Source organism: Ralstonia sp. TCR112, from assembly GCF_007997035.1.
GTDB lineage: Bacteria > Pseudomonadota > Gammaproteobacteria > Burkholderiales > Burkholderiaceae > Ralstonia > Ralstonia edaphi.
In genome coordinates this window covers 1-26,385 of record NZ_VOSS01000137.1, presented here as the reverse complement: position 1 = coordinate 26,385, position 26,385 = coordinate 1, and the positions used below count along the sequence as shown (strand labels likewise).

Sequence of the window (26,385 nt, the reverse complement as noted above, 5' to 3'; positions counted from 1 at the left end):
GGCTTCCGCCACGGCGGTGGCCGCCACCGCGCCGCGGCCCCGCAAGCGCGGTGAACTCGGCCCGAAGTCGCAAGCCGGATTTGCAGAGTATTTGCAGAAGCCCTGGCCGAAGGTGTTCGTTGCGGCCGACGGCGACGCGTTCCGCTACGCGTGGGGGCAGAACGCCGAGTTCCGCGCGATGTCGTGGTGCGAGGAGCAGTATCGAAACTGTTCCGTCTACGCCCGAGACGACACCATCGTCGAGGCGAAGTAACCGCCGTCGCTGCGCGGGAATGCTATTAAGATGTCGGCCGGCCGCTGCAGCACCTTGATGGCGCTTTTGTGCTGCCAGTAAAACCCGTCGAAGAGGAACCTGCCAACATGAACTGGACCGCGACCCGACCGATCCGCGTGGTCGTGCTCGATGACCATGCGGTCGTCCGCCATGGTTTGGCTGCGCGCCTGAAGCAGGAGGCCGACATCGAGGTCTGCGGCCTGTTTGCCTCGGGCCGCGAAATCGTGCAGGCGCTCAAGGACAACAACCTTGTGGTGGATGTCCTGCTGATGGATTACTCGCTGGGCCCCACCGAGATCGACGGGCTGAACCTGATCCGCCTGATCCGTGTGCGCTATCCGGAATTGAAAATCCTCGTGGCGTCGGCGCATCACAACAAGGCGACGGTCGGCATGGTCATGCACGCCGGTGCTCGCGGGTTTGTGGGCAAGGAAGAGGAGTTGACGGAACTGGTGCGCGCCATCCGCACCGTGGCCACGGGCGGCAAGCGCTTGAATGCCGCGCTGGCGGCCGAGATGGAGCGCGATGCCCTGACTGCCGATGCGCCCGCGCCCACCGACAGCGGCACCCATCTCTCTGCGCTGATCGACCGCTCGGAACTCAGCCCGCGCGAGCGCGAAGTGCTGCGCTGCTGCCTCGAGGGCATGTCGGTCACGGACATCGCCGAGAAGTTCGCGCGCAGCATCAAGACGATCAGCTCGCAAAAGCAATCGGCCTATCGCAAGCTGGGTATCCGCACCGATACCGAGCTGTTCAAGATCAAGCACGAGCTTGAAGGGCAGTGAGCGCCGAGTCGCGCCGCGCGATGCCGTAGGCGCGGCTCACAACGTCGACGGTTGCTGCCGAAGCGCGAGCGCCTGATCCGCTCAGGCGTTATGCAGCACGCGCAGCAGCAGGTTCTCCAACTGCTTGACCTCGGTCTGTGAGAACCCACGCAGCAGGTGGTTCAGCACATCGATGATCAGCGGCCGGATCTCCGGATACAGCGCACGACCCTGCTCGGTCAGCGAGACCACCACCGAGCGGCGATCCGCATCGCTGGGCGCGCGCTTGACGATGTTCTTCTTCTCCAGCCGATCGATCAGCCGCGTCATCGCGCCCGGATCGTAATGCAGCAGGCGTGAAAGTTCGGCCGGCGTGGTGGCCAGGTCTTCCGCTAGGTAGATGACGACCGTCCACTGCGCGGCAGTCAGGTCCAGCGAAGCCAGGGCACTGTCGATGTGCGTCACCAACGCATGTCGGACCCGGTGCACGAGCCGACCGATGTTGGTATCGCGGTCCATGGTGTCAAGCTGGTAGGCGCCTTCCGTGGTGCTGGTGTCGGCGGCCTCAGGTGTCTGTACGTCGATGCTCATGGTGGTGCTCCCCGTTCTGCCGGTGATCCGGCTTGTAAGGCGCGCCGCGTTCCCGTAACGGTGGCGTGCTTCATTGCACACTAATCGTCGCTTGCCCAGGCCGTCAAGCCGGGATCGATACCGACGCGGATCGTCAAATCTCGTTGGATACCGCTGCAAAACGATTGCGGCTGCCAAGGGGCGGGGTGCTTCGTATCATGGTTGAAACGTCGACGCCGTAACCTACGCGCACCATGTGGCGCGGCGTGCTCGTCCTCCTCCATATTCCTTTTTTGAACGCCATGGACCTCCACCTTCAGAACAAGCTCGCTCTCGTGACCGGCTCGACCAAGGGCATCGGTCATGCCATTGCTGTAGCACTGGCCACAGAAGGCGCCCGCGTGATCGTCAACGGCCGTACCCAGGCGTCCGTGGACGACGCGATTGCGCGCCTGCGCACCGAAGTGCCCGACGCCCAGGTCGAGGGCTTTGCCGGAGACCTGTCCAATCCCGTGCAGGCCGACGCGCTGCTTTCCCGCTTCCCCAAGGTCGACATCCTCATCAACAACCTAGGCATCTTCGAGCCCAAGCCGTTTGAGGAAATCGACGACGCCGCATGGCAGCATTTCTTCAACGTCAACGTACTCAGCGGGGCGCGTCTGTCCCGCGCGTATCTGCCGGGCATGCGCGCGCAGAACTGGGGCCGCATCGTGTTCATCAGCAGCGAGAGCGGCGTGCAGATTCCTGTTGAGATGATTCACTACGGCGTGACGAAGACCGCGCTGCTGGGCCTCTCGCGTGGCCTGGCCGAGCTGACTGCAGGTACGGCCATCACGGTGAATGCCGTGCTGCCGGGGCCGACGCGCTCCGAAGGCGTCGATGAGTTTGTCGAAAAGCTCTCGGGCGGCCAGAGCTTCGACGCGTTCGAGAAGACCTTCTTCGAGACGGCCCGCCCAACCTCGCTCATCAAGCGTTTTGCCAGCACGCAGGAGGTGGCCAACCTGGTCGCCTATGTCGCGAGCCCGCTGTCCTCGGCCACCACCGGCGCCGCGCTGCGCGTGGACGGCGGCGTGGTGAAGTCGGCGTTCTAGAACGTCAGCCCTGACGAACGCACCATTCCGGCGCACGGCCCCGGCTTTTACGCTGGCCGTGCCGCTGGTGCATGCCGGCGGGACCAGCCGGCAGCGTGTCTGTTCACCCGTATCGTCAAGAACGCAGACCAGCCAGACCGAGCGTGTCCTCGCCCGTGCGTTGGCGGCATTCCTTCCACATCTTCGGAGTGATTGCCATGTCCAACTGCAAAGTCTACGGAACCAAACCGGATAACGGCCCCGGTCTGCTCGCGGCGCAAGCCGCACGCGATCGCGTCAACACGGCGCATGCCGCCTGGGCCGTCACGCTGGCCTACGACAGCGGCACGACAACTGCTGTCTACACCTCCGCAGTCGCCTCTGCCGACAACCTGGAGAAGGCGTTCGAAGCGGAATTCCCGCAATACACGGTGGTCGGCTACTGAGCCGCGTACCCCCCGCCATGCGCACCGAGGTGCCCTGGCGGGCACGCTGCGGCCGCAAACATTGCAATCGGACGGCTGCCCGACACAATGAAAGTCGGATCGACTTTTCGAGGACCGGGATGCACGGCAGGCAGGCGGCGGGCAAGAGGCGGGTGTGGCGGTGGCCGACGTGGCTGGTTGCCATTGCGTTGGCGTTCGGCGTTGCGACCGCTGTTGCACAGCCGTCGACGACGTCCGCTTCGGCTGATCCGCAGATCGCCTCCTACTACGGCCGCGATGTCCCCGTGGCTGAACTGCAAGCCTTCGACTGGGTCGTGCTGGACCCGGCCACGGCTGGCAGTTTCGATCCGAAGCAGCCATCGCCCACGCTGTGGTTCGCCCGTGTAGACCTGACGCAGCAGACCGACGCAATGCGCGCCAGTGCGTGGCCCGCCAATGTGATCGACCAGGTATTTGCGCCGCTGCTGGCGCAAGGCTATGCGGGCTTCCTGCTGGATGGGCTCGACGTGCTTCAGCACAGCGCGCCCGACGCGGGCAACCGCATTGCGGCACTGGCCCAGGCGCTGCACGCCCGCGCGCCGCAGACCAAGCTGCTGGCCGGCGGCACGGCGTGGCTCGAGACGCTCGCACCGCAGTTGTCCGGCGTGGTGACAGCGGGGCTGGTGCGTGAGCGCGCCGGCGGCGAGGGCTTGCAGGATGTGGCGGATGCCGATCGCACGGCGCGGATCGCCACGCTGCGCAACATCGGCGCCCAGTACCACCTGCCTGCAGTGGCGCTCGACTACTGCCCCAACTACAACCGGGCCTGTCTGCGCGAGACCGCCAATGTGGCGCGCACAGCGGGCGTCAGCAGCTACGCGACCACACCGGGCGCCGACTTCATCGGCATCGGCCGCCTGGAAGTGATGCCGCGCCGCATCCTGCTCGTCGAGCCGCAGGAGGCCGGCACCAGCACCAACACCGCGCCGTCGGTCCTTTATCTGGCCATGCCGATCAACTATCTCGGCTATCGCGTCGAGTTTGCCGACGCCAACAAGCCGTTGCCGGCCGTCACGCCCGACCGCTATGCGGGCGTTGTCACGTGGTTCGACGGCGTTGCATCCCGGCCGGGCGCGTGGGCGTCGTGGCTTCGGCGGACGATGGGCGCCGGCGTGCGTGTGGCGATGTTCAACCAGTTCGGGCTGAACATGGATGCGCCCACGGCGCAGATGTTCGATCTGCAAGCCGTGCCCGGCACGCCGGCCGGGCCGCTTGCCGTGGTCTCGCGCGATCCGATCATGGGCTTCGAGTTGCAGCCCCATCCAGACCGGCGCATGGCCGTGGGGGTTCAGGTCGATTCCAGCGTGGCGGGGGCGCAGTCGCTGCTGCGGCTCTCGGCCGGCAGTTACGCCTACGACGCGGCGGCGATCATGCCGTGGGGCGGTTATGTGCTGCAGCCATTTGGCGTGTTCCGCATGCCCGAGGTCGACCAGGCGCGCTGGGTGATCCAGCCGCTCGATTTTCTGCGCCGCGCGCTGCAGCTGCCGGCCATGCCCGTGCCCGACACGACGACGGAGAACGGCCGCAGATTGATGACCGTGCATATCGACGGCGACGGATTTGCCTCCCGCACCGAATTCCCGCCGAGCGAGTTTTCCGGCCAGGCGCTGCTGCGCGAGATCCTGGACCGCTACAAGGTGCCCACCACCGTGTCGATCATCGAGGGCGAAGTGGCGGCCGACGGCGTGTACCCGAAGCTCACGCCGCAGCTTGAGCCGATCGCGCGCGCTCTGTTTGCGCAGCCTTACGTGGAACTGGCCAGCCACACGTTCTCGCATCCGTTCAACTGGCTGCGCACCACCAATCCGCCCGATCCGGCCTCCGCCGCAACGCCCGAAGGCAGCGACACGTCCTTCTCGTTGAGGATTCCCAACTACCGCTTCAGTTTCGACCGCGAGATCGCAGGCTCCATCCAGTACATCAACACGAAGCTGGCGCCGCCAGGCAAGCGCGTGATGGTGCTGCTGTGGAGCGGCAACGGCCAGGTGCCGCCGATTGCCGTGCAGAAGACGGTGGAGGCCGGTGTGTTGAACATGAACGGCGGCGACACCTACATCACGCGCTCCAACCCGAGCTGGACGGTCGTGGCGCCACTTGGCGTGGACAAAGGCGACGGCCTGTTCCAGGTCTTTGCGCCCGACCAGAACGAGAACATCTACACCAACCTCTGGCACGGCCCGTATTACGGTTTCTCGCGGGCCATCGAAACGTTCGAACTGACCGACAAGCCTTATCGCTTCAAGCCGATCGGCATTTACTACCACATGTATTCGGGCACCAAGCTGGCTTCGCTCACCGCCTTGCGGCAGGTCTACGACTGGGCGCTCGCCCAGCCCGTCATGCCGATCTACGCGTCGGACTACATCCGCAAGGTGCTCGACTTCCGTGCCATCGCGGTTGCGCGTGACGGCGATGCCTGGGTTGTGCGCGGCAATGGCGATCTGCGCACCGTGCGCTGGTCCGGCGCCGGTGTGCCGCGTCTTGCGGATGCGCGCGATGTGGCGGGCTACGCGGCGGGTCCGGGCGGCACGTATATCCATCTGACCAGCGGCTCGGCGCGCTTTGCGCTCGACAACGGCGGCCCGACGCTGCCGTACGTGCGCGAGGCCAGCGGCCGCCTGTCGAACTGGCGGCGCAGCGCGGACGGCCGTTCCCTGTCGGTCGATGTTGCCGGCTATGTGCGGCCGTTCATCCGCTTTGCCAACGCGGCCCGCTGCCGCGCCACCGTGGACGGCCGCGACGTGGGCGCGCGCGCGGGGGTGACTGGCGCATCGAACTCGGCGCCGGCAACGCCGCCAGGCTCACGCCGCAGCATGTCGAGCTGACCTGCGACCGGTGACGTCCGGGATGGCAGACAGATGTCTGGTTTATCAGACAAAGCGGTTTGTAAAACGTTTGCGCTCAAGCTTTTCCCAGTCGATCCGTTGTTAACCCGACTGACGACCCCCAGGAAAAAAAGCATGAGAGCGTCTGCGCCCCTTTCTGAAGTTTCACAATCGCCAACGAGTCTTGGCACCCGCCTGGCCGTGATTGGCTTGATCGCCCTGGTGGCGGTGTTCGGCATGTTTGCCCTGGCCAACTCGCAATCGAGCCTGCGCATGCTCGAGGCCAATACGCAATCAGCCATGCATGACCAGGAGGCCGCCATGCGCGACATGATCAGCCTGTTCGACGGCACCATGCGCACCGAGGCCGACCGCTTCCTAACCGCCTTTGCCGACGCCGCGCCCGGGCCGTACAGCGTGGATCCGGCGCAGACCGTGGAAGTGGCCGGCAAGCCGACGCCCACCTTCAAGAGCGGCGACACGGTGTTGAACCTCAACTTCACGGTGCCGGACAAGTTCTTCGCGCGCACCGGCGGTACGGTCGCCACCGTGTTTGCCCGCACCGGTGACGACTTTGTGCGCGTGACCACCTCGCTCAAGAAGGAAAACGGCGAACGCGCGATCGGCACGCTGCTCGACCGCGCTCACCCGAGCTACAAGGCGCTGATGGCCGGCGAGCCGTTCCGCGGCCTGGCGTGGCTGTTTGGCGTGCCTTACATGAGCAAGTACGAGCCCGTGCGCGATGCGTCGGGCAAGGTCATCGGCGCACTCTACGTGGGTGTGGACGTGCGCTCGGAACTGGCGCTGCTCAAGGACAAGATTCGCTCACACGGCATCGGCAAGACGGGCGGCTATTTCGTCATCGACGGCAAGCCCGGCGCAGACCAGGGCAAGGTGCTGATCGACCATGCGCAAGACCGCGAAGGCAAGAACCTGCTCGACGCCAAGGACGCCGACGGCCGGGCCTGGGTGCGCGAGATGATCGCGCGCAAGGACGGCACGCTGCGTCATGTGCTGGCCGACACGGAAGGCGGCACCGCGCGCGAGCGCCTGACCGTCTTCACGCAATACCCGGATTGGCAATTGCTGATTGCCGGCACGGCCTACGTGGATGAGCTCAACGCCGATCTGGTGGCCGCCCGCAACCGGTTCCTGTTGCTGGGGCTGGCGCTCGGCGCGCTGCTGGCGGGCGGCTTGTACTGGATGCTGCGCCGTGCCGTGAGCACGCCGCTGGCCGAGGTGGTGAACGTCGCGCAGCGTGTGGCAGCGGGCGATCTCACGCACCGCCTGCCCACCACGCGCCGCGATGAGATCGGCCAGGTCATGCGCGCCGTCAACGGCGTCGGCGACGGCCTGTCGGGCATCGTCGATAAGGTGCGCGCCAGCGCCTCGACCATCGCGTCGAGCACCGGCCAGATCGCCGCCGGCAATGCCGATCTTTCCGTCCGCACCGAAGCGCAGGCCGGCAGCCTGGAACGCACCGCGTCGAGCATCGAACAACTGGCCGCCACCGTGCGCCAGAACGCCGAGAGCGCCCACCACGCGCACGACATGGTGCAATCCGCCAGCGAGGCGGCCAACGCCGGCGGGCAGACCGTCGAGCGGCTGGTCGGCACCATGTCGGGCATCCACGCCACGGCGCAGAAGATTGCCGACATCACGGGCATCATCGACGGCATCGCGTTCCAGACGAACATCCTGGCGCTGAACGCCGCCGTGGAAGCCGCCGCGCGGGCGAACAGGGCCGCGGCTTTGCCGTCGTGGCCGGCGAGGTGCGCAGCCTCGCCCAGCGCAGTGCCGCCGCCGCCAAGGAGATCAAGGAGTTGATCAGTCGCTCGGTCGAAGAAGTGCAGGCCGGTAACGAGGCCGCGCGCGGCGCCGGCGATGCCATGCAGGACATCGTGACGCGCGTTGAGCGCATTGCCGGCCTGATGGGCGAGATCAGCCACGCGTCGCGCGAACAGTCGCAAGGCATCGAAGAGGTCAACCGCGCGGTCACGTCGATGGACGAGGTCACGCAGCAGAACGCCGCGCTGGTCGAGGAAGCCGCCGCCGCGGCCGAAAGCCTGCGCCAGCAAGCCCAGGAACTGCGCGGCGCGGTGGATGTGTTCCGGCTGGCCTGACCCGGCAAGATGTCATGAATTGATGATGTGGCGTTGCAATCGGTACAAGGTTTGGCGGGCAATCGTGCAAACCTGTACCGCGCGGAACCCGATCCGCACCGGTGACTCGCAGCATGGAACCCCGCTCGGTCACCACTCGCCATGTCCACCGCAGACCAAACCTTCCATCCGGTCGTCGCCATTGACGACCACCCGATCGTTCTCGAATCCTTTCGGGCCCTGCTTGCCGGATCGCCGCATCTGCAGCTCGTCGCCACGGCGGCCGATGGCGCGCAGGGGCTGCAGCTGATCCGCTCCGCGCGCCCGAAGCTCGCCATCGTCGATATCAATCTGCCAAACCTGGACGGGCTGGAACTCGTGCGTCGCGTGCGTGCGCAGCGCCGCGATATCGGCCTGGTCGTCACGTCTGCCCAGACCACCGGCAATGAGGCACGGCTCGCTTTCCTGGCAGGCGCCAACGCCTACGTGCCGAAATCGGAAGCGACCTCCGTGCTGACGGCGGCGTTGTTGCTGGCGGCACGCGGCTATCTGTCGTTTCCCGCCTCAGCGATGGGGCCGTCGGAAGGCGCGGGGCTTGCCACGCTCACTCAGCGCGAAATGCGTGTGAACCAACTGCTCGCCGAAGGCCATCGGAACACTGAGATCGCCAACGCCTCGGCATCTCGCCCAAGACGGTGTCCACGTTCAAGCACCGCATCTCAAGGAAGGTCGGACTTCCCGATTGATCCATCGGCGCAATTCACGGGCAAAAAAAGAGACCGCTGTTTAGGGCGGTCTCTTAAAGTCGATATGAAGCTGTGAAACTGTCATTTTCAAGCTTCGGGCCGAATCATAATCGAAAAGAAAAGCTCGCCAATACTTTAATTTTTATCATCGCTTGGATGACTTTTCTGGCGCAATGGATTACGTCGGGTAAGCCATGGGATTCTCTTCTGGTAAGCCACGCTTACGGTTCTTGCGCTGTGGCTGCAAACCGTTGATTCATATGAATAATTTGGCTGCAAATGCTTAGGTTTCATATTTACCACAGGCTGTTTTTGAAATTGATGAAGATGCAAGGCCGGAATACATAATGGCCGCCGATCGCAAATCCCCGCGATAGTGTTTTTCAAGGAAAACGATATGAAGATCAAGCTGTTTGCGGCCGCTGCTGCCGCCCTGGTTTCGGCTGGCGCGTTCGCTCAATCGAGCGTGACGATGTACGGTGTGGTCGACGCCGGCGTTGAATGGGTCAACAAGGCTCCGGGCAACGGTGGCTCGCGCACCGCGATGCAGTCGGGCAACCTGTCGGGCTCGCGTTGGGGCCTGCGCGGTGTTGAAGACCTGGGCGGCGGCCTGAAGGGCATCTTCAACCTGGAAAGCGGCTTCACCATCGACGACGGCCGTTCGGGTCAAGACGGCCGTCTGTTCGGCCGCAATGCCTATGTCGGTCTGCAAGGGCAGTGGGGCCAACTGACCCTGGGGCGTCAGCAGAATCTGATGTTCGACTTTGCGTTGAACTACGACCCGATGGCAATTGCCAATCGCTACTCGCTGGCTTCGCAAGATGCCGCCTTGGCCGGCCGTGCTGACAATGCCGTGAAGTACGTGGGCACGTTCAGTGGCGTGAGGACTTCAGCTCTGTATTCGACGCGCAGCGATGGCCAGGAAGTCGCCGGCAACAACAAGGTCGGTCGCGAGTGGAGCCTGGGCCTGGACTACGCCAGCGGCCCGTACTCTGTCGGTGTGGTGTACGACCGGACGAATGGCAACACGGCTGAGCTGGCCGACATCAAGATCCAGCGTGCCATGCTTGGCGGTACATACGCCTATGGTCCGGCCAAGCTGTACGCGGGCTACCGCTGGGCTCACGCAACTGGCCTGGGGCTGGACTCGGCACGTTCGAACCTGTACTGGCTGGGTGTCGGCTATCAAGCCACGCCGGCGCTGACCCTGACGGGTACGGCCTACTACCAGAACTTCAAGGCAGAGGGTGCGGGCAACCCGTGGCTGTTCGTCGTGAGCAGCGACTACGCACTTTCCAAGCGCACTGACGCGTACCTGAACCTGGCGTACGCCAAAAACAGCAGCAATGCGGCACTGCCGCTGGGCGTGGCCGGCTTTGGTGACGTGTTCACGAGCGCCGATGGCAGCACCAATAACCAACTGGGCGCCGTGGTCGGTATCCGCCACAAGTTCTAATCGACCTTCTGTCGGTTGGATACGAAAAACCCGGGCTTCGGCCCGGGTTTTTTTGTTGGCGCCTCGTTCGTACGCGGCGATTAGTGCAGGATCACCCGCCGCACCACGGCCACCAGCGGCGGCCGGATCGAGCGCTCGAACCCCGGGCGCAGGCGCAGTGGCTTGAGCAGCATCTTGGCGGCCATGTCGAGCGGCAGATATGAGCGCACCAGCGCGCTGACGCGCGAGTTCAGGGCGCGGACATCGGCCTCGGGCACATCTTCCTGGCCGCGCTCGATACGCAGGACATTGCGCAGGGCGATCATCGAATCTTCATTCTTGATTTCGCGCAGGCGCGAGGCGAGCGCCTTGAGCACCCGCGCGCGGCCCACGCCTTCGCTCGCGTTGCACTCGTTGAAGAACCGCAGGAAGTGTTTGTAATGCCGCACTTCGTCGGCCGAGATGCGGCTGGCGAGGTCGCGCAGCACGGGTTCATCCGCTTGCGCCGCTGCCTGGGCGATAGCGCGATAGAAGGTGGCCGTACCCATTTCGACGACGCAGCGCGCGACCATTTCCAATGCCTGCGTGGGCTCGAACTGATCGATCGAACACGTGACCGAGTATTCCTCGAAGAAACGGGCGTAGCCGCGCTCCCAATCGAATTCGGGCCAGACGGTTTCAACGTAGCGGCGCAATGCTCGCCCGTGCTGCAGTTCTTCGCGTTCCCAATGGTGGGTCAGCCAGTGCGCGGTATCGGGGCGATCGGCGTAGTACTGCGCGAGGTTGCCGGCATAAAGGTCGGAGCCGCTCTCCACAAACGATGCACTGGCAACGAGGTAGAACAGCGTGCCGTTTTCGCGCACGCGTGCGACGTCGATGCTGTCGTAGGCGATCTCCTGGACCGACCACGGCATGCGTTCGCTTTCAGATGTTTCCAGATGAACCTGTGACAAGGCGCTTCCTCCGTCGGCGGTCTCGCAAAAAGCGGACCGCCTCTCCTATGAGAATGAAACATCACGTCCCATGTTTCAAGACAGATGTGCGCTTGCAAAGGTTCCTAAAAGCAATGTTTCGCCCACAAAGTGGCGCACACGTCATGGCGATTGCGTCACCTTGGCATGAGACGCAGAAGTCGGTACAGGGCGTTTTTGCGCGTTCCGCAACCCATAGGCAAAGGCCATCAGCGCGACGAGGGCCGCTCCGACCATCGCCCATTCGACGGCTGCATAACCGCCGGTGGCCCGCCAGAGCAGGGCGCCCAGCCACGGTGCACTGGCCTGGGCTAGTAGCACGGGCGTCATCATCAGGCCATTGAGCGTGGCGTACTGGTTGCGCGACACCAGCTCTGGCATCGCGATCGCGCGCACCATTGTGTTGATGCCGTTGGCTGCGCCGTAGACGAGCGCAAATACGATCAGCGCCGGCCCGCTTGAGAGCGCGAGCACGACGAGTGCGGCTGCCATGGCGCCGTACGTCCATGGAGCAATGCGCACCGGGTGCGCCGGGCGCGAACGCATCATGGCCAGCCGGCCGAGCACCTGGGCCGGACCGATGAGCGCGGCGATCAGCAACTGACGGCTGGTCGGCACGCCTTTCTCGGTCAGCAGCGGAATCAGGTGCGCCCCGAGCACAGTGGCGATCAGGCTCGTGGCCACGAAGGCCAGCACCACCGCCCAGAACACAGGTAGGCGCAGCACCATGCGCCATGCCGAGGCATGCACGGGTGCTGTCGGGTCGAGCGCCTCCGCTGGCGTGTGTATGGGCGGTCGCACACGCAGGCGTGCATGGATCGGCAGGCAGATCAGCACATGCGCCAGCGCAAAAAGCTGCAGCGTGTGCCGCCAGCCGACGTGTTCCACGCCCCATTGCGCAAGCGGAATGCTCAGCGTGCTGGAGAACCCGGCGATCAGCGTGAGGCCAATGATCGGGCGCTGGTACGCATCGCCAAACGCCTGGCGAAGCACGACGAAGGCCGGATCGTAGAGCGTCGTGGCCATCGCCAGGCCCATCGGCAACCAGAGCAACAGGAAGGCGGCCTCATTTGAGACGAAGGACCACGCCAGCAGACCGCCCGCCGCCAGCACGGTGCCTCCTCCCATCACGCGGCGCGCCGGCCAGCGGTCGAGGGCGCGTCCGACCCAGAACGAGCACAGCGCCCACACCAGCAGCCCGAGCGAAAACCCGCCCGCCAGAAACGGCCGCGCCCAGCCAAGCGTGTCGTGCATGGGCGCCAGAAACACGGTGAAGGTGAAGTACAGCGTGCCCCACGACACCATCTGCGCGAGGCCCAGCAACAACACAAGGCGCCGGCCTTCAGGCGAGCCGGGCGAGAACATGGGGTTCATGGGAGCGGTGGAAGGGGCAGATCTGCGCGGCAAAAATCCATTCTATCGGCGCAGATTGCGGCGCGCGCGCCCCATGCGCAGGGCACGCTCAAGCAGCGTGCCCGTCCATCAGCCTCCGCAAAGCTGCCGCGTCGACGATCTCGACGGTCCGGTAATGGCAGCGGATCCAGCCCGCGCGCTGCCACGCCTGCAGGTACTTTGAGATCGTCTGCCGCGAGCGCGCCAGCATGCGGCCCAGTTCTTCGTTGCTGGCGGCCACGGAGCGGCCATCGCCGGCGCGGGCGAGCTGCAGCAGTCGTTGGGCGAGGCGGGCATCGGCGGGCATTTCGCTGGCGTGCTCGAACTCGTCGAAGATGAGGCGGATGCGCTGGCAGAGCTGCTGCATCAGCGCCCACATGCCGGCCGGGTAAGCCGACACCACGCGCGCAAACGCCGCGCTGCCCAGCAAGACGAGCGTGGTCGGCCCCTGCGCATGGGCGCTGTGCGTGCGGCCACCGCCGTCGATGAGCGCGATCTCGCCAAACCATTCGCCCGCCCGCAGCACACCGTAGACGAGTTCGCTGCCGCCGTCCGTCGTCCGGCTGATGCGCACGCGGCCGCGCACGATCAGGAACATGCCCTGTGCGGGACCGCCGTGCGGGTGGATGCATTCGCCGTCGGGGTAGGTGATCAGGCGTGCGGTGGGCGCAATCTCGGCCAGCAGCTCGGCGGGGGCGTCGCGCAGCCAGCCCTGCGCGAGCTGTGCAGGCGTGGGCGCGGCGGCGGTGTGGGTGGCGTCTGCGGGCATGGCGGCAGGATGCGGCGAGGGCGGTCCGATCATTGTCAAACGCTTGACAGTCTGCATGCAAGCGCCGGCAGAGAATGGCCCGCTAGCCGCGCAGCCAGCCACTCAAGAAATACGACGCGGCACCGACGCGACCATTCCGGCGACGAAGGAGACACCCCCAATGACCGATTCCCAACACACCGCCCCGCGCGCAACGTTTTCCCATATGGAGCACGGCACGCGCGAGGACTGGGCCGCTATCTCGGCGGAGTTCATGCCTTACGCCCGTGCATTACCCGACCGCGTGCTCGCGCACCTGAAGCTGCTCGACGGTGATTGCGGCGGCTTTCCGATCGACCGTCTCGCGCATTCCCTGCAAACCGCCACGCTTGCCCACCGCGACGGGCGTGACGAGGAATACGTCGTCTGCGCGCTGTTGCACGACATTGGCGACACGCTGGGCAGCTTCAACCATCCGGACATCGCCGCGGCCATCCTGAAGCCGTTCGTGAGCCCGGAAAACCTGTGGATGGTCGAGAAGCACGGCATCTTCCAGGGCTACTACTTCTTCCACCATCTCGGGCTCGACCGCAACCTGCGCGAGCAGTACCGCAGCCAGCCCGAGCTGTTCGAGCGCACCGCTGAGTTCTGCGCCAAATACGACGCCGCGGCCTTCATGCCGGATTACGACAACCTGCCGCTGTCGTTCTTCGAGCCGATGGTGCGGCGCGTGCTGGCCAGGCCACGCAACTCCATCTACGTGAAGGAAGGCGAAAGCGAACTGTCGCAGCCGAAAGCCGCGGCAGCGTAATGTGCCGGCCTAGGCCTTCACCACATTGACGGGCGCGCCGGCCGCCCACGCCGCCACGTTGGCGAGTGTGGTGTCGGCAATGCCCGCCAGCGCTTCGCGCGTGAAGAACGCCTGATGCGCGGTGACGATGACGTTGGGAAAGCTCAGCAGCCGCGCCAGCACGTCGTCCTGCAGCACGTCGGCGGAGCGGTCTTCGAAGAACAGATCGGCCTCTTCTTCGTAGACGTCCAGCCCGAGGTGGCCGAGCTGGCCGGTCTTGAGGGCGTCGATCAGGGCGGGGCTGTCGACCAGGCCGCCGCGGCTCGTGTTGATGAGCATCGCGCCCGGCTTCATGCTGGCGAGCGCGCTGGCGTCGATCAGGTGGTGTGTGCCGGCGTTGAGCGGGCAGTGCAGGCTGACGATATCGGCCTGCGCCAGCAATTCGGGTAGCGGCACGTAGCGCACGCCCAGCGCCGTCAGCGCCGCCTGCGGAAACGGATCGAATGCCAGCACGTGACAGCCAAAACCCGCCATGATGCGCGCGAACACCTGGCCGATCTGCCCCGTGCCAACGACGCCGACGGTCTTGCCTGCCAGGTCGAAGCCCAACAATCCGTCCAGCGAGAAATCGCCTTCGCGCGTGCGATTGCAGGCGCGGTGCAGCCGCCGGTTCAGCGTGAGGATCATGCCGACCGCATGTTCGGCCACCGCGTGCGGCGAATAGGCTGGCACGCGCACCACCGTCAGCCCCAGACGCTGCGCGGCCGCCAGGTCGACGTGGTTGAAACCTGCCGAGCGCAACGCGATCAGCCGCGTGCCGCCCGCTGCCAGCGCCTCGAGCACTTCCGCATCGAGGCAATCATTCACGAACGGGCATACCACTTCAAAGCCTGACGCGAGGGACGCCGTCTGCGCGTCGAGGTGCGCGCGCTGGAAGACGAGGTCGAAGCCGTGGCCGCCACGCGCGAGCGAGGCGCGGAAGCTGTCTTCGTCGTAACGGTGGCTGCTGAAAAAGAGAATGCGCATGGCGGTGGGGCAAGCGGACGTGATGCCTGCAGCTTACTCGCACCGCCGGGTGCTGGCGCTCAGAGCGTCAGGACGATGCGGCCATCCACCTTGCCGGCCTTCAGATCGGCGAACACCTGGTTGATGTTGTCGAGCTTGTCGCGGTGAATGTGGGCGCGTACCAACCCCTCGGCGGCAAACTGCAGTGACTCCTGCAGATCACGCCGGGTGCCCACAATCGAGCCCCGCACGGTGATGCCGTTGAGCACCGTGGAGAAGATCGGCAGCGGAAAATCGCCCGGCGGCAGCCCGTTGAGCGAGATCGTGCCGCCGCGCCGCACCATGCCCAGCGCTTGCGCAAAGGCGCTGCGTGACACCGCCGTCACTAGCACGCCGTGCACACCGCCGATCTCTTTCTGAATCACGGCCGCCGGATCCTGCTGGGAGGCATCGACGACGAGCTTGGCCCCAAGCTCGCGTGCCAGCGCCAGCTTGTCGGGCGCGACGTCGATGGCCACCACGTGCAGGCCCATCGCGATCGCGTATTGCACCGCCACGTGTCCCAGCCCGCCAATGCCGGAAATGGCGATCCACTGGCCGGGCCGCGTATCGGTCATGCGGATGCCCTTGTAGACCGTCACGCCTGCGCAGAGGATCGGTGCGATCTCTTCGAAGCTGACCTGCGCGGGCAGGTGGCCGACGTAGTTCGGGTCGGCCAGTACGTATTCGGCATAGCCGCCGTTGACGGAGTAGCCGGTGTTCTGCTGCTCGTGGCAGAGGGTTTCCCAGCCGCTCAGGCAGTGCTCGCAGTGGCCGCAGGCGGTGTAGAGCCAGGGCACACCCACGCGGTCGCCTTCCTTGACGGCGGTTACGCCTTCGCCCACGGCTGCCACATAACCCACCCCTTCGTGCCCGGGGATGAACGGCAGGCTTGGCTTGACGGGCCAGTCGCCATCGGCGGCGTGCAAGTCCGTATGGCAGACGCCCGAGGCCGCGATCTTGACAAGAATCTGCCCGCGCCCAGGTGTGGGAACAGGCACTTCCTCAATGCGCAAGGGTTCGCCAAACGCATGGACTACTGCGGCTTTCATCGACTGGGCCATGAGACATCTCCGGGTTGGGGGAGATACCAGTCTGGTCGACCCCTGCCCGATGCGGGTTGATGTGAGTCAACCGCCAAGGAGGGCGAGCGGGATGGGCAACACTGTTAACATGCCGGCATCTTCAGTGTTTTCCAGCGAGCCGCTGCCTTGCCCGTCACTCCCACCTTTCTCTGGCACGACTACGAAACGTTCGGCGCCGTGCCGCGCCGTGATCGCCCCGCGCAGTTTGCCGGCATCCGCACCGATGCCGAGCTGAACGAGATCGGCGAGCCGGTCGAACTGTTCTGCCAGCCGTCCAACGACTGGCTGCCCGATCCGGTGTCGTGCCTCATCACCGGCATCACGCCGCAACAATGCGCCCGGCAAGGCATTCCGGAATACCGTTTCGCCCAGGCCATCGAGCGCGAACTCGGCACGCCCGGCACCATCGGCGTCGGCTACAACACCATCCGTTTCGACGATGAGGTGACGCGACACCTGTTCTGGCGCAACCTGATCGACCCGTATGCCCGCGAGTGGCAGAACGAGTGCGGGCGCTGGGATCTGCTCGATGTGGTGCGCACGACGTGGGCCCTGCGCCCGGAAGGCATTCAATGGCCGACCCACGAAGACGGCCGGCCGAGCTTCAAGCTGGAGCATCTGTCCAAGGCCAACGGCCTGGTGCACGAGGCGGCGCACGATGCGGTGTCCGACGTGCGCGCGACGATCGCGCTCGCGCGCCTGATTCGCAATGCGCAGCCGCGCCTGTTCGATTTCTGCCTGGCGCTGCGCAAGAAAGACCGCGTGGTGGCCGAGATTGGCGATGCGCCGCGGCCGTTGCTGCACATCTCCGGCATGTACGGCGTGGAGCGTGGCTGCATGGCCGTGGTGTGGCCGCTGGGTGGGCACCCGACCAACAAGAACGAACTGATCGTCTGGGATCTGGCGTTCGACCCGACCGAGCTGTTCCATATGGATGTGGCGACGATCCGCGAGCGCATGTTTACGCGCACGGCCGATCTGGCCGAAGGCACCACGCGACTGCCGATCAAGTCGATTCACATCAACAAGTCGCCCATCGTCATCAGCAACATGAAGACGCTGCAGCCCGCGCAGGCAGAACGCTGGGGCATCGACTTCGCCGCGATCGAACGCCATGCCGCCATCGCCCAAGGCGCGCCCGACATGCGCGAAACATGGCGTCAGGTGTACGCCCGCGAACTGGAGCCGATCGAAGACGTCGACCAGAATCTCTACGGCGGATTCGTCGGCAACGACGATCGCCGCCTGCTCAACGAGCTGCGCACGCTCAGCGGCGAACAGCTCGCGCGCCTGCATGCGGAGTTTGCCGACGCGCGCCTGCCTGAGCTGCTGTTCCATTACCGCGCACGCAACTTCCCCGACACGCTGAACGAAGAGGAATACGAGCAGTGGGAGCAGTTGCGCGCCGAGCGGCTGTTCGAAGGCCGTGACGGCTACATGACCTTCGAAATTTTCGGCGAGCGGCTTCAACAGCTGGGCGCGGAAGCGGCGGAGAACGGCGACACGCGTGCGCAGACCATCCTGCAGGATCTGTACGACTACGCGCAGCAGATCGTGCCGGGCTGACGAAGCCGACGCATCAAGAAAAACGGAGGCCGAAGCCTCCGTTTTTTTTCATGGCGATGCTGAACGCTTGGCGCCGATCAGGCCGCCCGCTGTGCCGCCGCCGGATCGCGCCACTGGGCCAGCAGCTTGTTCCAGCGGATGCGCGCCGCAGCCAGGTTGGCCTCCTTCACATGGCCGAAGCCGCGGATGTCCTCCGGCAGCCGAGCCAGTTCCACGGCTTGGGCCAGCTTTTGCGCCGTCAGGCCCTTCACCAGTTCATCGACCAGCGCGCGGTATTCGCCGATCAGCGCGCGCTCGGTGCGGCGTTCTTCGGTCTTGCCGAAGATGTCGAGCGCCGTGCCGCGCAGGCCCTTGAGCTTGGCGAGCACCTTGAAGATGCGCATCGTGTTCGGACCAAAGCGTTGCTTGACCAGGTGGCCCTTCTCGTCACGCTTGGCCGTCATGGGCGGCGCGAGCCAGAAGTTGAGCTGGTAGTCGCGGCCGGGTTCGCCTTCGAACTGCGCGCGCAGCTTGTCGAGGAAGGCCGGATCGGTGTACAGACGGGCGACTTCGTATTCGTCCTTGTACGCCATCAGCTTCGACAGGTTGCGCACCACCGCTTCCGTGAGCGCCAGGGGTTGGCCGGCCCCCACCACGGCGGCCTCTGCTGCACGCACGCGCTCGACCACCGCGCGGAATTCAGCGGCATACGCGGCGTTCTGGTATGCGGTCAGCAGATCGACGCGGCGGGCGATCAGCGTGTCGAGCGAGGGCAGGGCGATGACGTCGGCCTTGGCACGCGGTGCGTCGCCTGCCAGCTTGAGCACCGCCTCGCGGTCTTGCGCGAGGTGGCGGCCCCATTCGAACGCGGTCTTGTTCTTCTCGACGGCGACGCCGTTGAGTTCGATCGCGCGGATGAGCGCGTCGTGCGTCAGCGGAACCCAGCCCTTTTGCCATGCAAAGCCCAGCACCAGCGGGTTGGTGAAGATGGCGTCGCCCAGCAGGCGCACGGCCAGCGTGTTGGCGTCTTCAAACGCGCAGGCGTCGCCGACGGCCGCGCGGATGTCCGCCTCGGCCGAGCTGCCCGGGAAGCGCCAGTTCGGGTTCTTGATGAAGTCGGCCGTGGGCGATGCCGTGCTGTTGATGATGGCGCGCGTCTGGCCGTGCTGCACCTTTGACAGCACTTCGTCCGACGCCGAGACAATCGCGTCGCAGCCGATCACGAGGTCCGCCTCGCCCATGGCGATGCGCGTGGCGTGGATCGAATCGGGGCGCTCGCCGATCTGCACGTGCGAGAGCACCGCGCCGCCTTTCTGCGCCAAGCCCGCCATGTCGAGCACGGTCACGCCCTTGCCTTCGATGTGCGCGGCCATGCCGAGCAGGCCGCCGATGGTCACCACGCCTGTGCCGCCCACGCCGGTCACCAGCACGCCATACGCGCGGTGGATGGCCGGCAGCTCAGGATGCGGCAGCAGCGGCAGGCCTTCCATCGACACGCCGTGCGATTCCGGCTTGCGCACCTGCGCGCCTTCTGCCGTCACGAAGCTCGGGCAGAAGCCGTTCACGCACGAAAAGTCCTTGTTGCACGACGACTGGTTGATCTTGCGCTTCGTGCCCAGGTCCGTTTCCAGCGGCTCGACCGACAGGCAGTTCGACTTGACCGAGCAATCGCCACAGCCTTCGCACACGGCGTCGTTGATGAACGCGCGGCGTGCCGGATCAGCCATCGTGCCGCGCTTGCGGCGACGGCGCTTTTCCGTCGCGCAGGTCTGGTCGTAGATCAGCACGCTGGTGCCTTGCACTTCGCGCAGCTCGCGCTGAATGGCATCCAGGCGGTCGCGGTGATGCACCGTTACGCCTTCAGGCAGCTTGATGGCGGCGTTGTACTTCTCCGGCTCGTCCGTGACGATGACGATGCGCGACGTGCCTTCGGCGTAGACCTGCGCGGCAATCTGCGGCACGGAAAGCGGGCCGTCGACCGGCTGGCCGCCCGTCATGGCCACGGCGTCGTTGTAGAGGATCTTGTAGGTGATGTTCACCTTGGCTGCAATCGACGCGCGGATCGCCAGCAGGCCCGAGTGGTAGTACGTGCCGTCGCCCAGGTTGGCGAACACGTGCTGGTCGCCCGAGAACGGCATCTGGCCGATCCACGCCACGCCTTCGCCGCCCATCTGGCTGAAGGTGTCGGTGCGGCGGTCCATCCACACGGTCATGTAGTGGCAGCCGATGCCGGCCAGCGCGCGCGAGCCTTCCGGCACGTTGGTCGACGTGTTGTGCGGGCAGCCCGAGCAGAACCACGGCTTGCGCTCGGCGGTGATGCGCGGCTTGGCGAGCGCCTTCTCCTTGGCGTCGATGATGGCGATGCGCGAGGCAATGCGCGCGCGCACGTCCGACGGCAGTTCGAACTTCTCCAGGCGCGTGGCGATGGCGCGCGCGATGAGCGCGGGCGACAGCTCGTAATGCGCGGGCAGCAGCCAGTTGGCCATCGGCACCGACCATTCGCCGCCGGCGTTGTCGCGCTCGTCAAACTTGCCGTACACGCGCGGCCGCACGTCGTCGCGGTAGTTGTACAGCTCTTCCTTGAGTTGGTATTCCAGGATCTGGCGCTTCTCTTCCACCACCAGGATCTCTTGCAGCCCTTCGGCAAACGCACGCGCGCCGTGCGCTTCCAGCGGCCACACGCAGCCGACCTTGTACAGGCGGATGCCGATGCGGCGGCAGGTTTCCTCATCAAGGCCGAGATCGACGAGCGCCTGGCGTACGTCAAGGTACGCCTTGCCGGCGGTCATGATGCCGAAGCGGGCCTGCGGCGAATCGAGCACCACGCGGTCGAGCTTGTTGGCACGCACGTACGACAGACCGGCGTACCACTTGTAGTCGAGCAGCCGTGCTTCCTGCACCAGCGGCGGATCGGGCCAGCGGATGTTCAGGCCGCCCTGCGGCATGACGAAATCTTCGGGCAGGATGATCTGCGCGCGGTGTGGATCCACATCCACCGAGGCGGACGATTCCACCACGTCCGTCACGCACTTCATCGACACCCACAGGCCGGAGTAGCGGCTCATCGCCCAGCCGTGCAGGCCGTAGTCGAGGTATTCCTGCACGTTGGACGGATACAGCACCGGAATGCCGGCCGCCTTGAAGACGTGCTCGGACTGGTGCGCCAGCGTGGAGGACTTGGCGGCGTGGTCGTCGCCTGCCAGCACCAGCACGCCGCCGTGGGCGGACGAGCCCGCCGAGTTGGCGTGCTTGAACACGTCGATCGTGCGGTCGACGCCCGGCCCCTTGCCGTACCACATGCCGAACACGCCGCTGAACTTGGCGTTCGGATACAGATTGACCTGCTGCGAGCCCCAGACCGCCGTGGCGGCCAGGTCTTCGTTGAGCCCCGCCTGGAAGACGATGTTGTGGCCGGCCAGATGCTTCTTGGCCTTCCATAAGGCCTGGTCCAGCGCACCCAGCGGCGAGCCGCGGTAGCCGGAGATGAAGCCCGCCGTGTTCAGCCCAGCGGCGCGGTCGCGCTCCTGCTGCAGCATCGGCAGACGCACCAGTGCCTGCGTGCCGCTGATGTAGATGCGGCCACGCTCGAGCGTGTACTTGTCGTCCAGGGAAACGGTTTCGAGCGCGCGGCGTAGCGCGTCGTTCAGAGGGGCATTCATGCGTGCTCCGGGTGGGTGTGCCGGGATCACCGACAGCAGGTCTCTTTTGGTGCCGCCTGCGCCGTTTCTTGTGGAAACTGGCAGACGGCCGTGGGTCGAGGCATCGTAGCATCGCGTGACATTCGGAACACCGTGCAACGCAGCAAGAATGGGGGCGGGTTTTCCCTTGGTTGTGGTGTCCGATGCACGCATGCAGGGGGATGGAGGCGGCGGTTGCACCGGTTGTGCGGTGCATGCAACGTTTGCGGCGAAATCGGCAAACTTTGGTGAAGAAGCTGCGGCCAAGTCACGCAATCCCTGGACTTTGGCAAGCCGCGCCGCCATCCTGCGCAGTTCCGCCCGAATTCCTCAAACCACGATCGTGATCGCCACCGCTTTCGCCACCGCCCAACCCCGGCACACGCTGCCGGCAGACGGCGCGCGCCTGCGTGGCGGCCCTTGGCGCGATCGGTTCAGCACGCACGTCGCCCTCCGGCACTTCCTGCTCGCCCGGCTTTCGTAAGCCGTGCGGGGTGTCGCCACAAGCTGGCGCACCTGCCCCGTACGGCACGCTCCGCTCCCCTCTCCCTTTCATTCCGGCTTGGCGCTGACACGCGCCGGCGCCGGTACGCCTGCCGTCGCCGGATGTAACCCGGCGCGGCGGCGCAGGAACTGCCATGGAACTCACGCAGAACTTCGTCAAGGCCAAGCGGCCTTGCGCGGATGGCTACCGCTGGTACATCCGCAACCGCCACAGCGGCACCGACTACCAACACCTGCTCGACAGCCTCGTACGCGAAGGCCGCATCGGCGATGCCGTCTGGCTGCTCGACAACTTCGGCCCGACCGATGCCGTGCTCGACGCCGACGACATCGAAGCCGATGCGCTCGTCTTTGCCGGCACCATCGTCGTGCGCGGCGGCATTCACGTCGATGGCGTGTTGCGCGCTGGCCAGGCGATTCGCGCCGGCGGCGGCGTGCGTGCGGGCGAGTCGATCACCACCGGCGGTGATCTGGAAGCCAAGGCCGGTCTTTACTGCGACGGCGCCGTGCATGTCGGCGGCGACCTGCGCGTCGGCTGGGGCCTGACCGCTACCGGCGCATTGCATTGCGGCGGCCTCGTGCGCGTGCATCGCGACTTGCATTGCGATGCCGGCATCGACGCCGCCGCCGATTTGCTGGTTGGCGAGGCACTGGCGGCGCGCGGCAACGTGCGCTGCGGCAAGGGCCTGCGCGCGGGCGGCGAGGTGATCAGCGAGGCCGGCATCGTCAGCGCGAACGGCATCTTCGCCGGTGGCGACCTGTGCGCCGACACGCATCTCGAAGCGGGGTGGGGCATCCGGGCCGGCGGCGACATTGAAGCGGGCGGCGCCATCCGGGCGGGCGAAGGCGTGGAGGCGGGCGGCACGATCGTGGCCGGGCCCGGCTACGGCGTGTATGCCGGGCTGGCGGTGCGCATGGCCGACTGGCCCGTCAGCGCGCGCGTGCATGCGGTTGCGCGTCCCGAAGGCCTGGTCAGCGGACACTGGGGTGCGCGATGAGCTGCGCGCTGCCCATCCCACCGCCCATCGATTGGCCGACGCTGCCGTCCGTCTTGCAGCAGTTGCAGCGCTGGCTTGCACCGCTAGGTCTGCGCATCGACGTCGAACACGGCAGCGTCGACATCGAGCACGAACTCGACACGCTGTACGAGCGCATGCAGACGCCCGGCACGCCGCTGCACGGCATGGCCTGCGACGATGGCACCTTGCCCGGCTTTCGCCTGCACACGCGCGAGGCCGACGGCGAGATTTACGTCTACGTCGAAGATGTGGCCGCGCGGCGCTTTGCTGGCGTCACGCTGTTCAACCGGCTGATTGAACTCGACAAGCGTGCCGATCGCATCCTGCGTGCACCGCATTCGAAATATGCGGCGGCGTACCAGCGGCGCGGGCTCGCATCGGCGGTGTACCGGCGCGCGCTGGATGGCGGTATGTGCCTGATGAGCGGCGCTCGGCAGTCGACGGGCGCGCACGCGCTGTGGCAGTCGCTGGCGGCGCGGTATGCGTCGGGTTACGTGGAAGTGCGCGAGAAGCGCTTGCGCTATCTCGGCGATGCGGTTGGCGGCGATGTGCTCGATGCCTTGCACACGCGCCGCGTGTTGTTGGGCGCCGGCTGGACCATCGATGCTTTGGCAGCCGCCACGAAGATGACCGCCTGAAAATCAGCCGGCGACGCTCTCGATCGCGTCGCGCATGCGCAGGACCAATCCGTCCATCGCGTCAGCTGGCACGTTGCCGTAGCCGAGCACGAGGCCGTTGTATTGCGCGGTCAGCGTGCCCGGCAGGCAGAAGCGTGACAGCGGCCGCAGCACCATCCCGCGTTCCCGGGCGACGCGGCTGACCTCCGTGTCACGCACCGGCGCGTCGAGCCGCGTGGAAAGATGCATGCCGCCCGCACCGCCCGATACGGTGACGATGCCGGCCAGGTGTCGCTCGATTGCGGCCTGCAGCGTATCGCGGCGCTCGCCATAGAGGCGACGCATGCGGCGCAGATGCCGCGTGAAATGTCCCGCCTCGATGAACTCGGCCAGCGCGAGCTGCTCAGCCACGCGCCCGCGCAGCATCAGCGCACCCGCCGTCTTTTTCAGCACGGGCGCCAGTGCCGGCGGCACCACCATGTAGCCGAGGCGCAGCGCCGGGAACAGCATCTTGCTGAACGTGCCGAGATAGATGACGGGCGCATCTTCGGTCAGGCCTTGCACGGCCGACAGCGGCGCGCCCGTGTGACGGAACTCGCTGTCGTAGTCGTCTTCGATGATCCACGCCCCGGCTGCGCGTGCGTGCTGGATCAGCGCAAGACGGCGCTCCAGGCTCATCACCGCGCCCAGCGGGTATTGGTGCGATGGCGTGATGTAGATGAGCCGGGGCGGCGTGTCACGCCAGTCTTCCGCGCGCGGGGCGAGGCCATCGGCATCGACGCTGATCGGTACCAAGCGCATGTCGGCGGCCTGCAAGGCGGCGCGCGCTCCGTAGTAGCCGGGGTTCTCGATCCATGCAGTGTCGCCCGCATCGGCCAGCGTGCGGGCGCACATGTCGAGGCTGTTCTGCGTGCCATCGGTGATGAACACCTGCGTCGCATCGCAGCGCACCCCGCGCGAAACGCGCAGGTATTCCGCCACGGCCTGGCGCAACGCGACGTTGCCTTCGACCGGGCCGTAGCCCATCTGCCCCGGACCGATGCGGCGCCATCCACGCTCCATGCACCGGCGCCATTGCGCCAGCGGGAATTCGTCCAGCGCAGGCGTGCCGGGCAGGAAGGGCAGCAGGTCGTCCATGCCGCCGCGCGGGCGCTCCAGATCCTTCACGCGGTGCGATAGCGCGGGCGGGGCATCCGGCGCCGGCGTGGGCGTTTGCTGCAGGCCGACGCGTGCCACCACCGTGCCTTGCCGTCGGCTGAGCACGAAGCCCTCCGCAGCGAGCTGCTCGTAGGCGTAGAGCACCGAGTTGCGCGCGATGCCCAGCTCTTCGGCCAGCGTGCGCGATGGCGCGAGGCGCGTGCCTTCCTCGATCTGTCCGCTCAGGATGGCCGCACGCAGGCAGGCATACAGGCGGTGCTGCTGCGAGGTGCGGGCTCCGCCTTCGCCGTGCATCGCCGTGCGTTCGTAGTTCGACAGCAGGACGCCGTAGTCCATCGTGGCTCCAAGACCTTGCATTTTGGTGGGTCTATGCATGGTGCCACGGTTTTTCTATTGTCGGCATATCGATTGATGATTCGGAGCCTCGCGTGTCGACCACAGAACGCACATCGCCCACCGCACGCACTCGCGTGCGCCGCGTCGCGCACCGCGGCCACTACGACCGCACCACGCTGCATGCCATCCTCGACGAGGCTTACGTTTGCCACATCGCCTTCGCCGACGAGCACGGCGTGCATTGCATCCCGACCGCCTGCTGGCGCGAGGGCGATCATCTGTACATCCACGGTTCCAACGGCAGCCGCATGCTCAAGCTGGCAGGCAGCGGGGCGCAGGTCTGCGTGACCGTCACGCACATCGACGGCCTGGTGCTGGCGCGCTCGGCGTTCAACCATTCGATGAACTACCGGTCGGCTGTCATTTACGGTGCATTCGAAGTCGTGCCGGATGCGCAGAAGCCTGCGGTGCTCGATACGTTCATGGAAGTGCTCGCGCCTGGTCGTTCACGACAGGCGCGGTCCGGTAATGCCAAGGAACTTGCCGCCACGACCGTGCTGCGCATTCCGCTGGGTGAGGCGGCGTGCAAGGTGCGCACGGGCGGGCCGAAGGATGATGCTGAAGACCTTGACCTGCCTGTGTGGGCTGGGGTGCTGCCGATGGCGCTGTTGCCGTTGCCGCCGGTGGTGGAGGCTGCGCCGGCGGGTACGCCGGATTATGTGCAGGAGTGGAGGGACAGTGCTCGCGTGCCGGTGGGGGATGTGGTGGTGTCGTGACGGCTGGGGTGCTGGTTGTTTTTTTGGTCGTGGTGGTGCATCCCTTGTTTCATCCCCTGCCGGGGCTGACTCACTTTCTTTGGTCTTGCCCAAAGAAAGTAAGCAAAGAAATGCGCGCCCGAGATGGCGAAAGACTCCCTCAATTTTCATAACCGGCGGAGGCGGGGAAAACTCGCTTCGCTCAGACAGTTCCCCGCCTTTTTTTTCCGCCCGCTTACAAAAATTGAAGGCGCCATCTAGGGCAGAGAAAGTCAACGGACAAAGCCAAACACTCTGGGCGCAAGCCGAAACGACAAAGGCAACCTCGCGACGGGTTGGCCTTTTTCTTTTGACGTTGAGCCCTTGATGGCGCCTTGAATTTTTTGTGAGCGGGCGGATCAAGAAGGAGGCTGATCTGAGCGCAGCGAGTTTGCCTCCTTCCCCGCACGGTCACACAAATTCAAGGGAAGTCG

Annotated in this window: 19 protein-coding genes and 3 pseudogenes; 14 read left to right on the top strand and 8 right to left on the bottom strand. The window is 65.8% G+C overall.

Annotated elements, in window-relative coordinates:
• Together FUT88_RS26335 and FUT88_RS24065 are read left to right on the top strand one after the other, a co-directional pair.
• Positions 1–253: pseudogene (locus tag FUT88_RS26335) on the top strand (serine protease); the annotation flags it as partial.
• Between the two features lie 107 nt (positions 254–360).
• Positions 361–1,059, top strand: a complete 699-nt coding sequence (locus FUT88_RS24065; protein WP_147218970.1) for a response regulator transcription factor — start codon at positions 361–363, stop codon at positions 1,057–1,059.
• Positions 1,060–1,140: 81 nt separating this feature from the next.
• On the opposite strand, the gene FUT88_RS24060 is transcribed toward FUT88_RS24065, so the two are convergent.
• The gene (locus FUT88_RS24060) at positions 1,141–1,629 is read right to left on the bottom strand and encodes a MarR family winged helix-turn-helix transcriptional regulator (protein WP_147218967.1); all 489 of its coding nucleotides are present in this window, start codon (positions 1,627–1,629) and stop codon (positions 1,141–1,143) included.
• 281 nt (positions 1,630–1,910) lie between these two features.
• On the opposite strand from FUT88_RS24060, the gene FUT88_RS24055 reads away from it, so the two are divergent.
• The 6 genes and pseudogenes from FUT88_RS24055 (at position 1,911) to FUT88_RS24030 (ending at position 10,292) form a co-directional block, all read left to right on the top strand.
• Entirely contained in the window at positions 1,911–2,699 is a 789-nt protein-coding gene (locus FUT88_RS24055) for an SDR family NAD(P)-dependent oxidoreductase (RefSeq protein WP_147218966.1), read from the top strand.
• Positions 2,700–2,896: 197 nt separating this feature from the next.
• Positions 2,897–3,124, top strand: coding sequence for a hypothetical protein (locus FUT88_RS24050; protein ID WP_027680468.1), 228 nt, complete (start codon positions 2,897–2,899; stop codon positions 3,122–3,124).
• 119 nt (positions 3,125–3,243) lie between these two features.
• Positions 3,244–6,002, top strand: a pseudogene (locus FUT88_RS24045) (hypothetical protein).
• 121 nt (positions 6,003–6,123) lie between these two features.
• Positions 6,124–8,111: pseudogene (locus FUT88_RS24040) on the top strand (Cache 3/Cache 2 fusion domain-containing protein).
• Positions 8,112–8,252: 141 nt separating this feature from the next.
• Positions 8,253–8,912 carry a response regulator transcription factor gene (locus FUT88_RS24035; protein WP_261797283.1) on the top strand — a complete coding sequence of 220 codons (660 nt, stop codon included), beginning with the start codon at positions 8,253–8,255 and terminating at the stop codon, positions 8,910–8,912.
• A 321-nt stretch (positions 8,913–9,233) separates the two neighbouring features.
• Complete coding sequence (locus FUT88_RS24030; RefSeq protein ID WP_147218964.1) at positions 9,234–10,292, top strand: porin; 1,059 nt, start codon at positions 9,234–9,236, stop codon at positions 10,290–10,292.
• 80 nt (positions 10,293–10,372) lie between these two features.
• Here FUT88_RS24030 and FUT88_RS24025 read toward each other — a convergent pair whose 3' ends face one another.
• From FUT88_RS24025 to FUT88_RS24015, 3 genes are all read right to left on the bottom strand, one after another.
• Positions 10,373–11,185, bottom strand: a complete 813-nt coding sequence (locus FUT88_RS24025; RefSeq protein ID WP_147218962.1) for a ferritin-like domain-containing protein — start codon at positions 11,183–11,185, stop codon at positions 10,373–10,375.
• Between the two features lie 180 nt (positions 11,186–11,365).
• Entirely contained in the window at positions 11,366–12,616 is a 1,251-nt protein-coding gene (locus tag FUT88_RS24020) for an MFS transporter (RefSeq protein ID WP_147218960.1), read from the bottom strand.
• A gap of 88 nt (positions 12,617–12,704) precedes the next feature.
• Positions 12,705–13,436, bottom strand: coding sequence for a Crp/Fnr family transcriptional regulator (locus FUT88_RS24015; protein ID WP_147218958.1), 732 nt, complete (start codon positions 13,434–13,436; stop codon positions 12,705–12,707).
• Positions 13,437–13,563: 127 nt separating this feature from the next.
• Here FUT88_RS24015 and FUT88_RS24010 point away from each other — a divergent pair, with 127 nt between their 5' ends.
• Complete coding sequence (locus FUT88_RS24010) at positions 13,564–14,193, top strand: HD domain-containing protein (protein WP_147218956.1); 630 nt, start codon at positions 13,564–13,566, stop codon at positions 14,191–14,193.
• 9 nt (positions 14,194–14,202) lie between these two features.
• Here the strand turns inward: FUT88_RS24010 and FUT88_RS24005 are convergent, their stop codons facing one another.
• Together FUT88_RS24005 and adhP are read right to left on the bottom strand one after the other, a co-directional pair.
• Positions 14,203–15,198, bottom strand: coding sequence for a 2-hydroxyacid dehydrogenase (locus FUT88_RS24005; RefSeq protein ID WP_147218954.1), 996 nt, complete (start codon positions 15,196–15,198; stop codon positions 14,203–14,205).
• A gap of 59 nt (positions 15,199–15,257) precedes the next feature.
• A complete protein-coding gene (adhP, locus tag FUT88_RS24000; RefSeq protein WP_147218953.1) occupies positions 15,258–16,280 on the bottom strand; it encodes an alcohol dehydrogenase AdhP in 1,023 nt (340 codons plus the stop codon).
• A gap of 147 nt (positions 16,281–16,427) precedes the next feature.
• On the opposite strand from adhP, the gene sbcB reads away from it, so the two are divergent.
• On the top strand, positions 16,428–17,867 hold the full coding sequence (gene sbcB, locus FUT88_RS23995) for an exodeoxyribonuclease I (protein ID WP_147218951.1): 1,440 nt from the start codon (positions 16,428–16,430) through the stop codon (positions 17,865–17,867).
• A 77-nt stretch (positions 17,868–17,944) separates the two neighbouring features.
• On the opposite strand, the gene FUT88_RS23990 is transcribed toward sbcB, so the two are convergent.
• Positions 17,945–21,505, bottom strand: a complete 3,561-nt coding sequence (locus FUT88_RS23990; RefSeq protein WP_147218949.1) for an indolepyruvate ferredoxin oxidoreductase family protein — start codon at positions 21,503–21,505, stop codon at positions 17,945–17,947.
• A gap of 175 nt (positions 21,506–21,680) precedes the next feature.
• Between FUT88_RS23990 and FUT88_RS23985 the strand changes: the two genes are divergently transcribed.
• From FUT88_RS23985 to FUT88_RS23975, 3 genes are all read left to right on the top strand, one after another.
• Positions 21,681–22,007, top strand: a complete 327-nt coding sequence (locus FUT88_RS23985) for a hypothetical protein (protein WP_147218947.1) — start codon at positions 21,681–21,683, stop codon at positions 22,005–22,007.
• 154 nt (positions 22,008–22,161) lie between these two features.
• Positions 22,162–23,025, top strand: coding sequence for a DUF342 domain-containing protein (locus tag FUT88_RS23980; protein ID WP_147218945.1), 864 nt, complete (start codon positions 22,162–22,164; stop codon positions 23,023–23,025).
• On the top strand, positions 23,022–23,684 hold the full coding sequence (locus FUT88_RS23975) for an N-acetyltransferase (protein WP_261797282.1): 663 nt from the start codon (positions 23,022–23,024) through the stop codon (positions 23,682–23,684). The genes FUT88_RS23980 and FUT88_RS23975 overlap by 4 nt, the downstream gene beginning before the upstream one ends.
• A gap of 3 nt (positions 23,685–23,687) precedes the next feature.
• On the opposite strand, the gene FUT88_RS23970 is transcribed toward FUT88_RS23975, so the two are convergent.
• Positions 23,688–25,157 (bottom strand): PLP-dependent aminotransferase family protein, encoded by a 1,470-nt coding sequence (locus FUT88_RS23970; protein ID WP_147218944.1) that lies wholly within the window; start codon positions 25,155–25,157, stop codon positions 23,688–23,690.
• Positions 25,158–25,249: 92 nt separating this feature from the next.
• Between FUT88_RS23970 and FUT88_RS23965 the strand changes: the two genes are divergently transcribed.
• Complete coding sequence (locus FUT88_RS23965; RefSeq protein WP_147218942.1) at positions 25,250–25,933, top strand: pyridoxamine 5'-phosphate oxidase family protein; 684 nt, start codon at positions 25,250–25,252, stop codon at positions 25,931–25,933.
• Positions 25,934–26,385: the final 452 nt, after the last annotated feature.

What these genes read in the sequence shown, in the direction of transcription:
- FUT88_RS24065 (WP_147218970.1), top strand. Translation starts at nt 361, where the DNA reads ATGAACTGGACCGCGACCCGACCGATCCGCGTGGTCGTGCTCGATGAC.
- FUT88_RS24060 (WP_147218967.1), bottom strand. Translation starts at nt 1,629, where the DNA reads ATGAGCATCGACGTACAGACACCTGAGGCCGCCGACACCAGCACCACG.
- FUT88_RS24055 (WP_147218966.1), top strand. Translation starts at nt 1,911, where the DNA reads ATGGACCTCCACCTTCAGAACAAGCTCGCTCTCGTGACCGGCTCGACC.
- FUT88_RS24050 (WP_027680468.1), top strand. Translation starts at nt 2,897, where the DNA reads ATGTCCAACTGCAAAGTCTACGGAACCAAACCGGATAACGGCCCCGGT.
- FUT88_RS24035 (WP_261797283.1), top strand. Translation starts at nt 8,253, where the DNA reads ATGTCCACCGCAGACCAAACCTTCCATCCGGTCGTCGCCATTGACGAC.
- FUT88_RS24030 (WP_147218964.1), top strand. Translation starts at nt 9,234, where the DNA reads ATGAAGATCAAGCTGTTTGCGGCCGCTGCTGCCGCCCTGGTTTCGGCT.
- FUT88_RS24025 (WP_147218962.1), bottom strand. Translation starts at nt 11,185, where the DNA reads ATGCCGTGGTCGGTCCAGGAGATCGCCTACGACAGCATCGACGTCGCA.
- FUT88_RS24020 (WP_147218960.1), bottom strand. Translation starts at nt 12,616, where the DNA reads ATGAACCCCATGTTCTCGCCCGGCTCGCCTGAAGGCCGGCGCCTTGTG.
- FUT88_RS24015 (WP_147218958.1), bottom strand. Translation starts at nt 13,436, where the DNA reads ATGATCGGACCGCCCTCGCCGCATCCTGCCGCCATGCCCGCAGACGCC.
- FUT88_RS24010 (WP_147218956.1), top strand. Translation starts at nt 13,564, where the DNA reads ATGACCGATTCCCAACACACCGCCCCGCGCGCAACGTTTTCCCATATG.
- FUT88_RS24005 (WP_147218954.1), bottom strand. Translation starts at nt 15,198, where the DNA reads ATGCGCATTCTCTTTTTCAGCAGCCACCGTTACGACGAAGACAGCTTC.
- adhP (WP_147218953.1), bottom strand. Translation starts at nt 16,280, where the DNA reads ATGGCCCAGTCGATGAAAGCCGCAGTAGTCCATGCGTTTGGCGAACCC.
- FUT88_RS23990 (WP_147218949.1), bottom strand. Translation starts at nt 21,505, where the DNA reads ATGAATGCCCCTCTGAACGACGCGCTACGCCGCGCGCTCGAAACCGTT.
- FUT88_RS23980 (WP_147218945.1), top strand. Translation starts at nt 22,162, where the DNA reads ATGGAACTCACGCAGAACTTCGTCAAGGCCAAGCGGCCTTGCGCGGAT.
- FUT88_RS23975 (WP_261797282.1), top strand. Translation starts at nt 23,022, where the DNA reads ATGAGCTGCGCGCTGCCCATCCCACCGCCCATCGATTGGCCGACGCTG.
- FUT88_RS23970 (WP_147218944.1), bottom strand. Translation starts at nt 25,157, where the DNA reads ATGGACTACGGCGTCCTGCTGTCGAACTACGAACGCACGGCGATGCAC.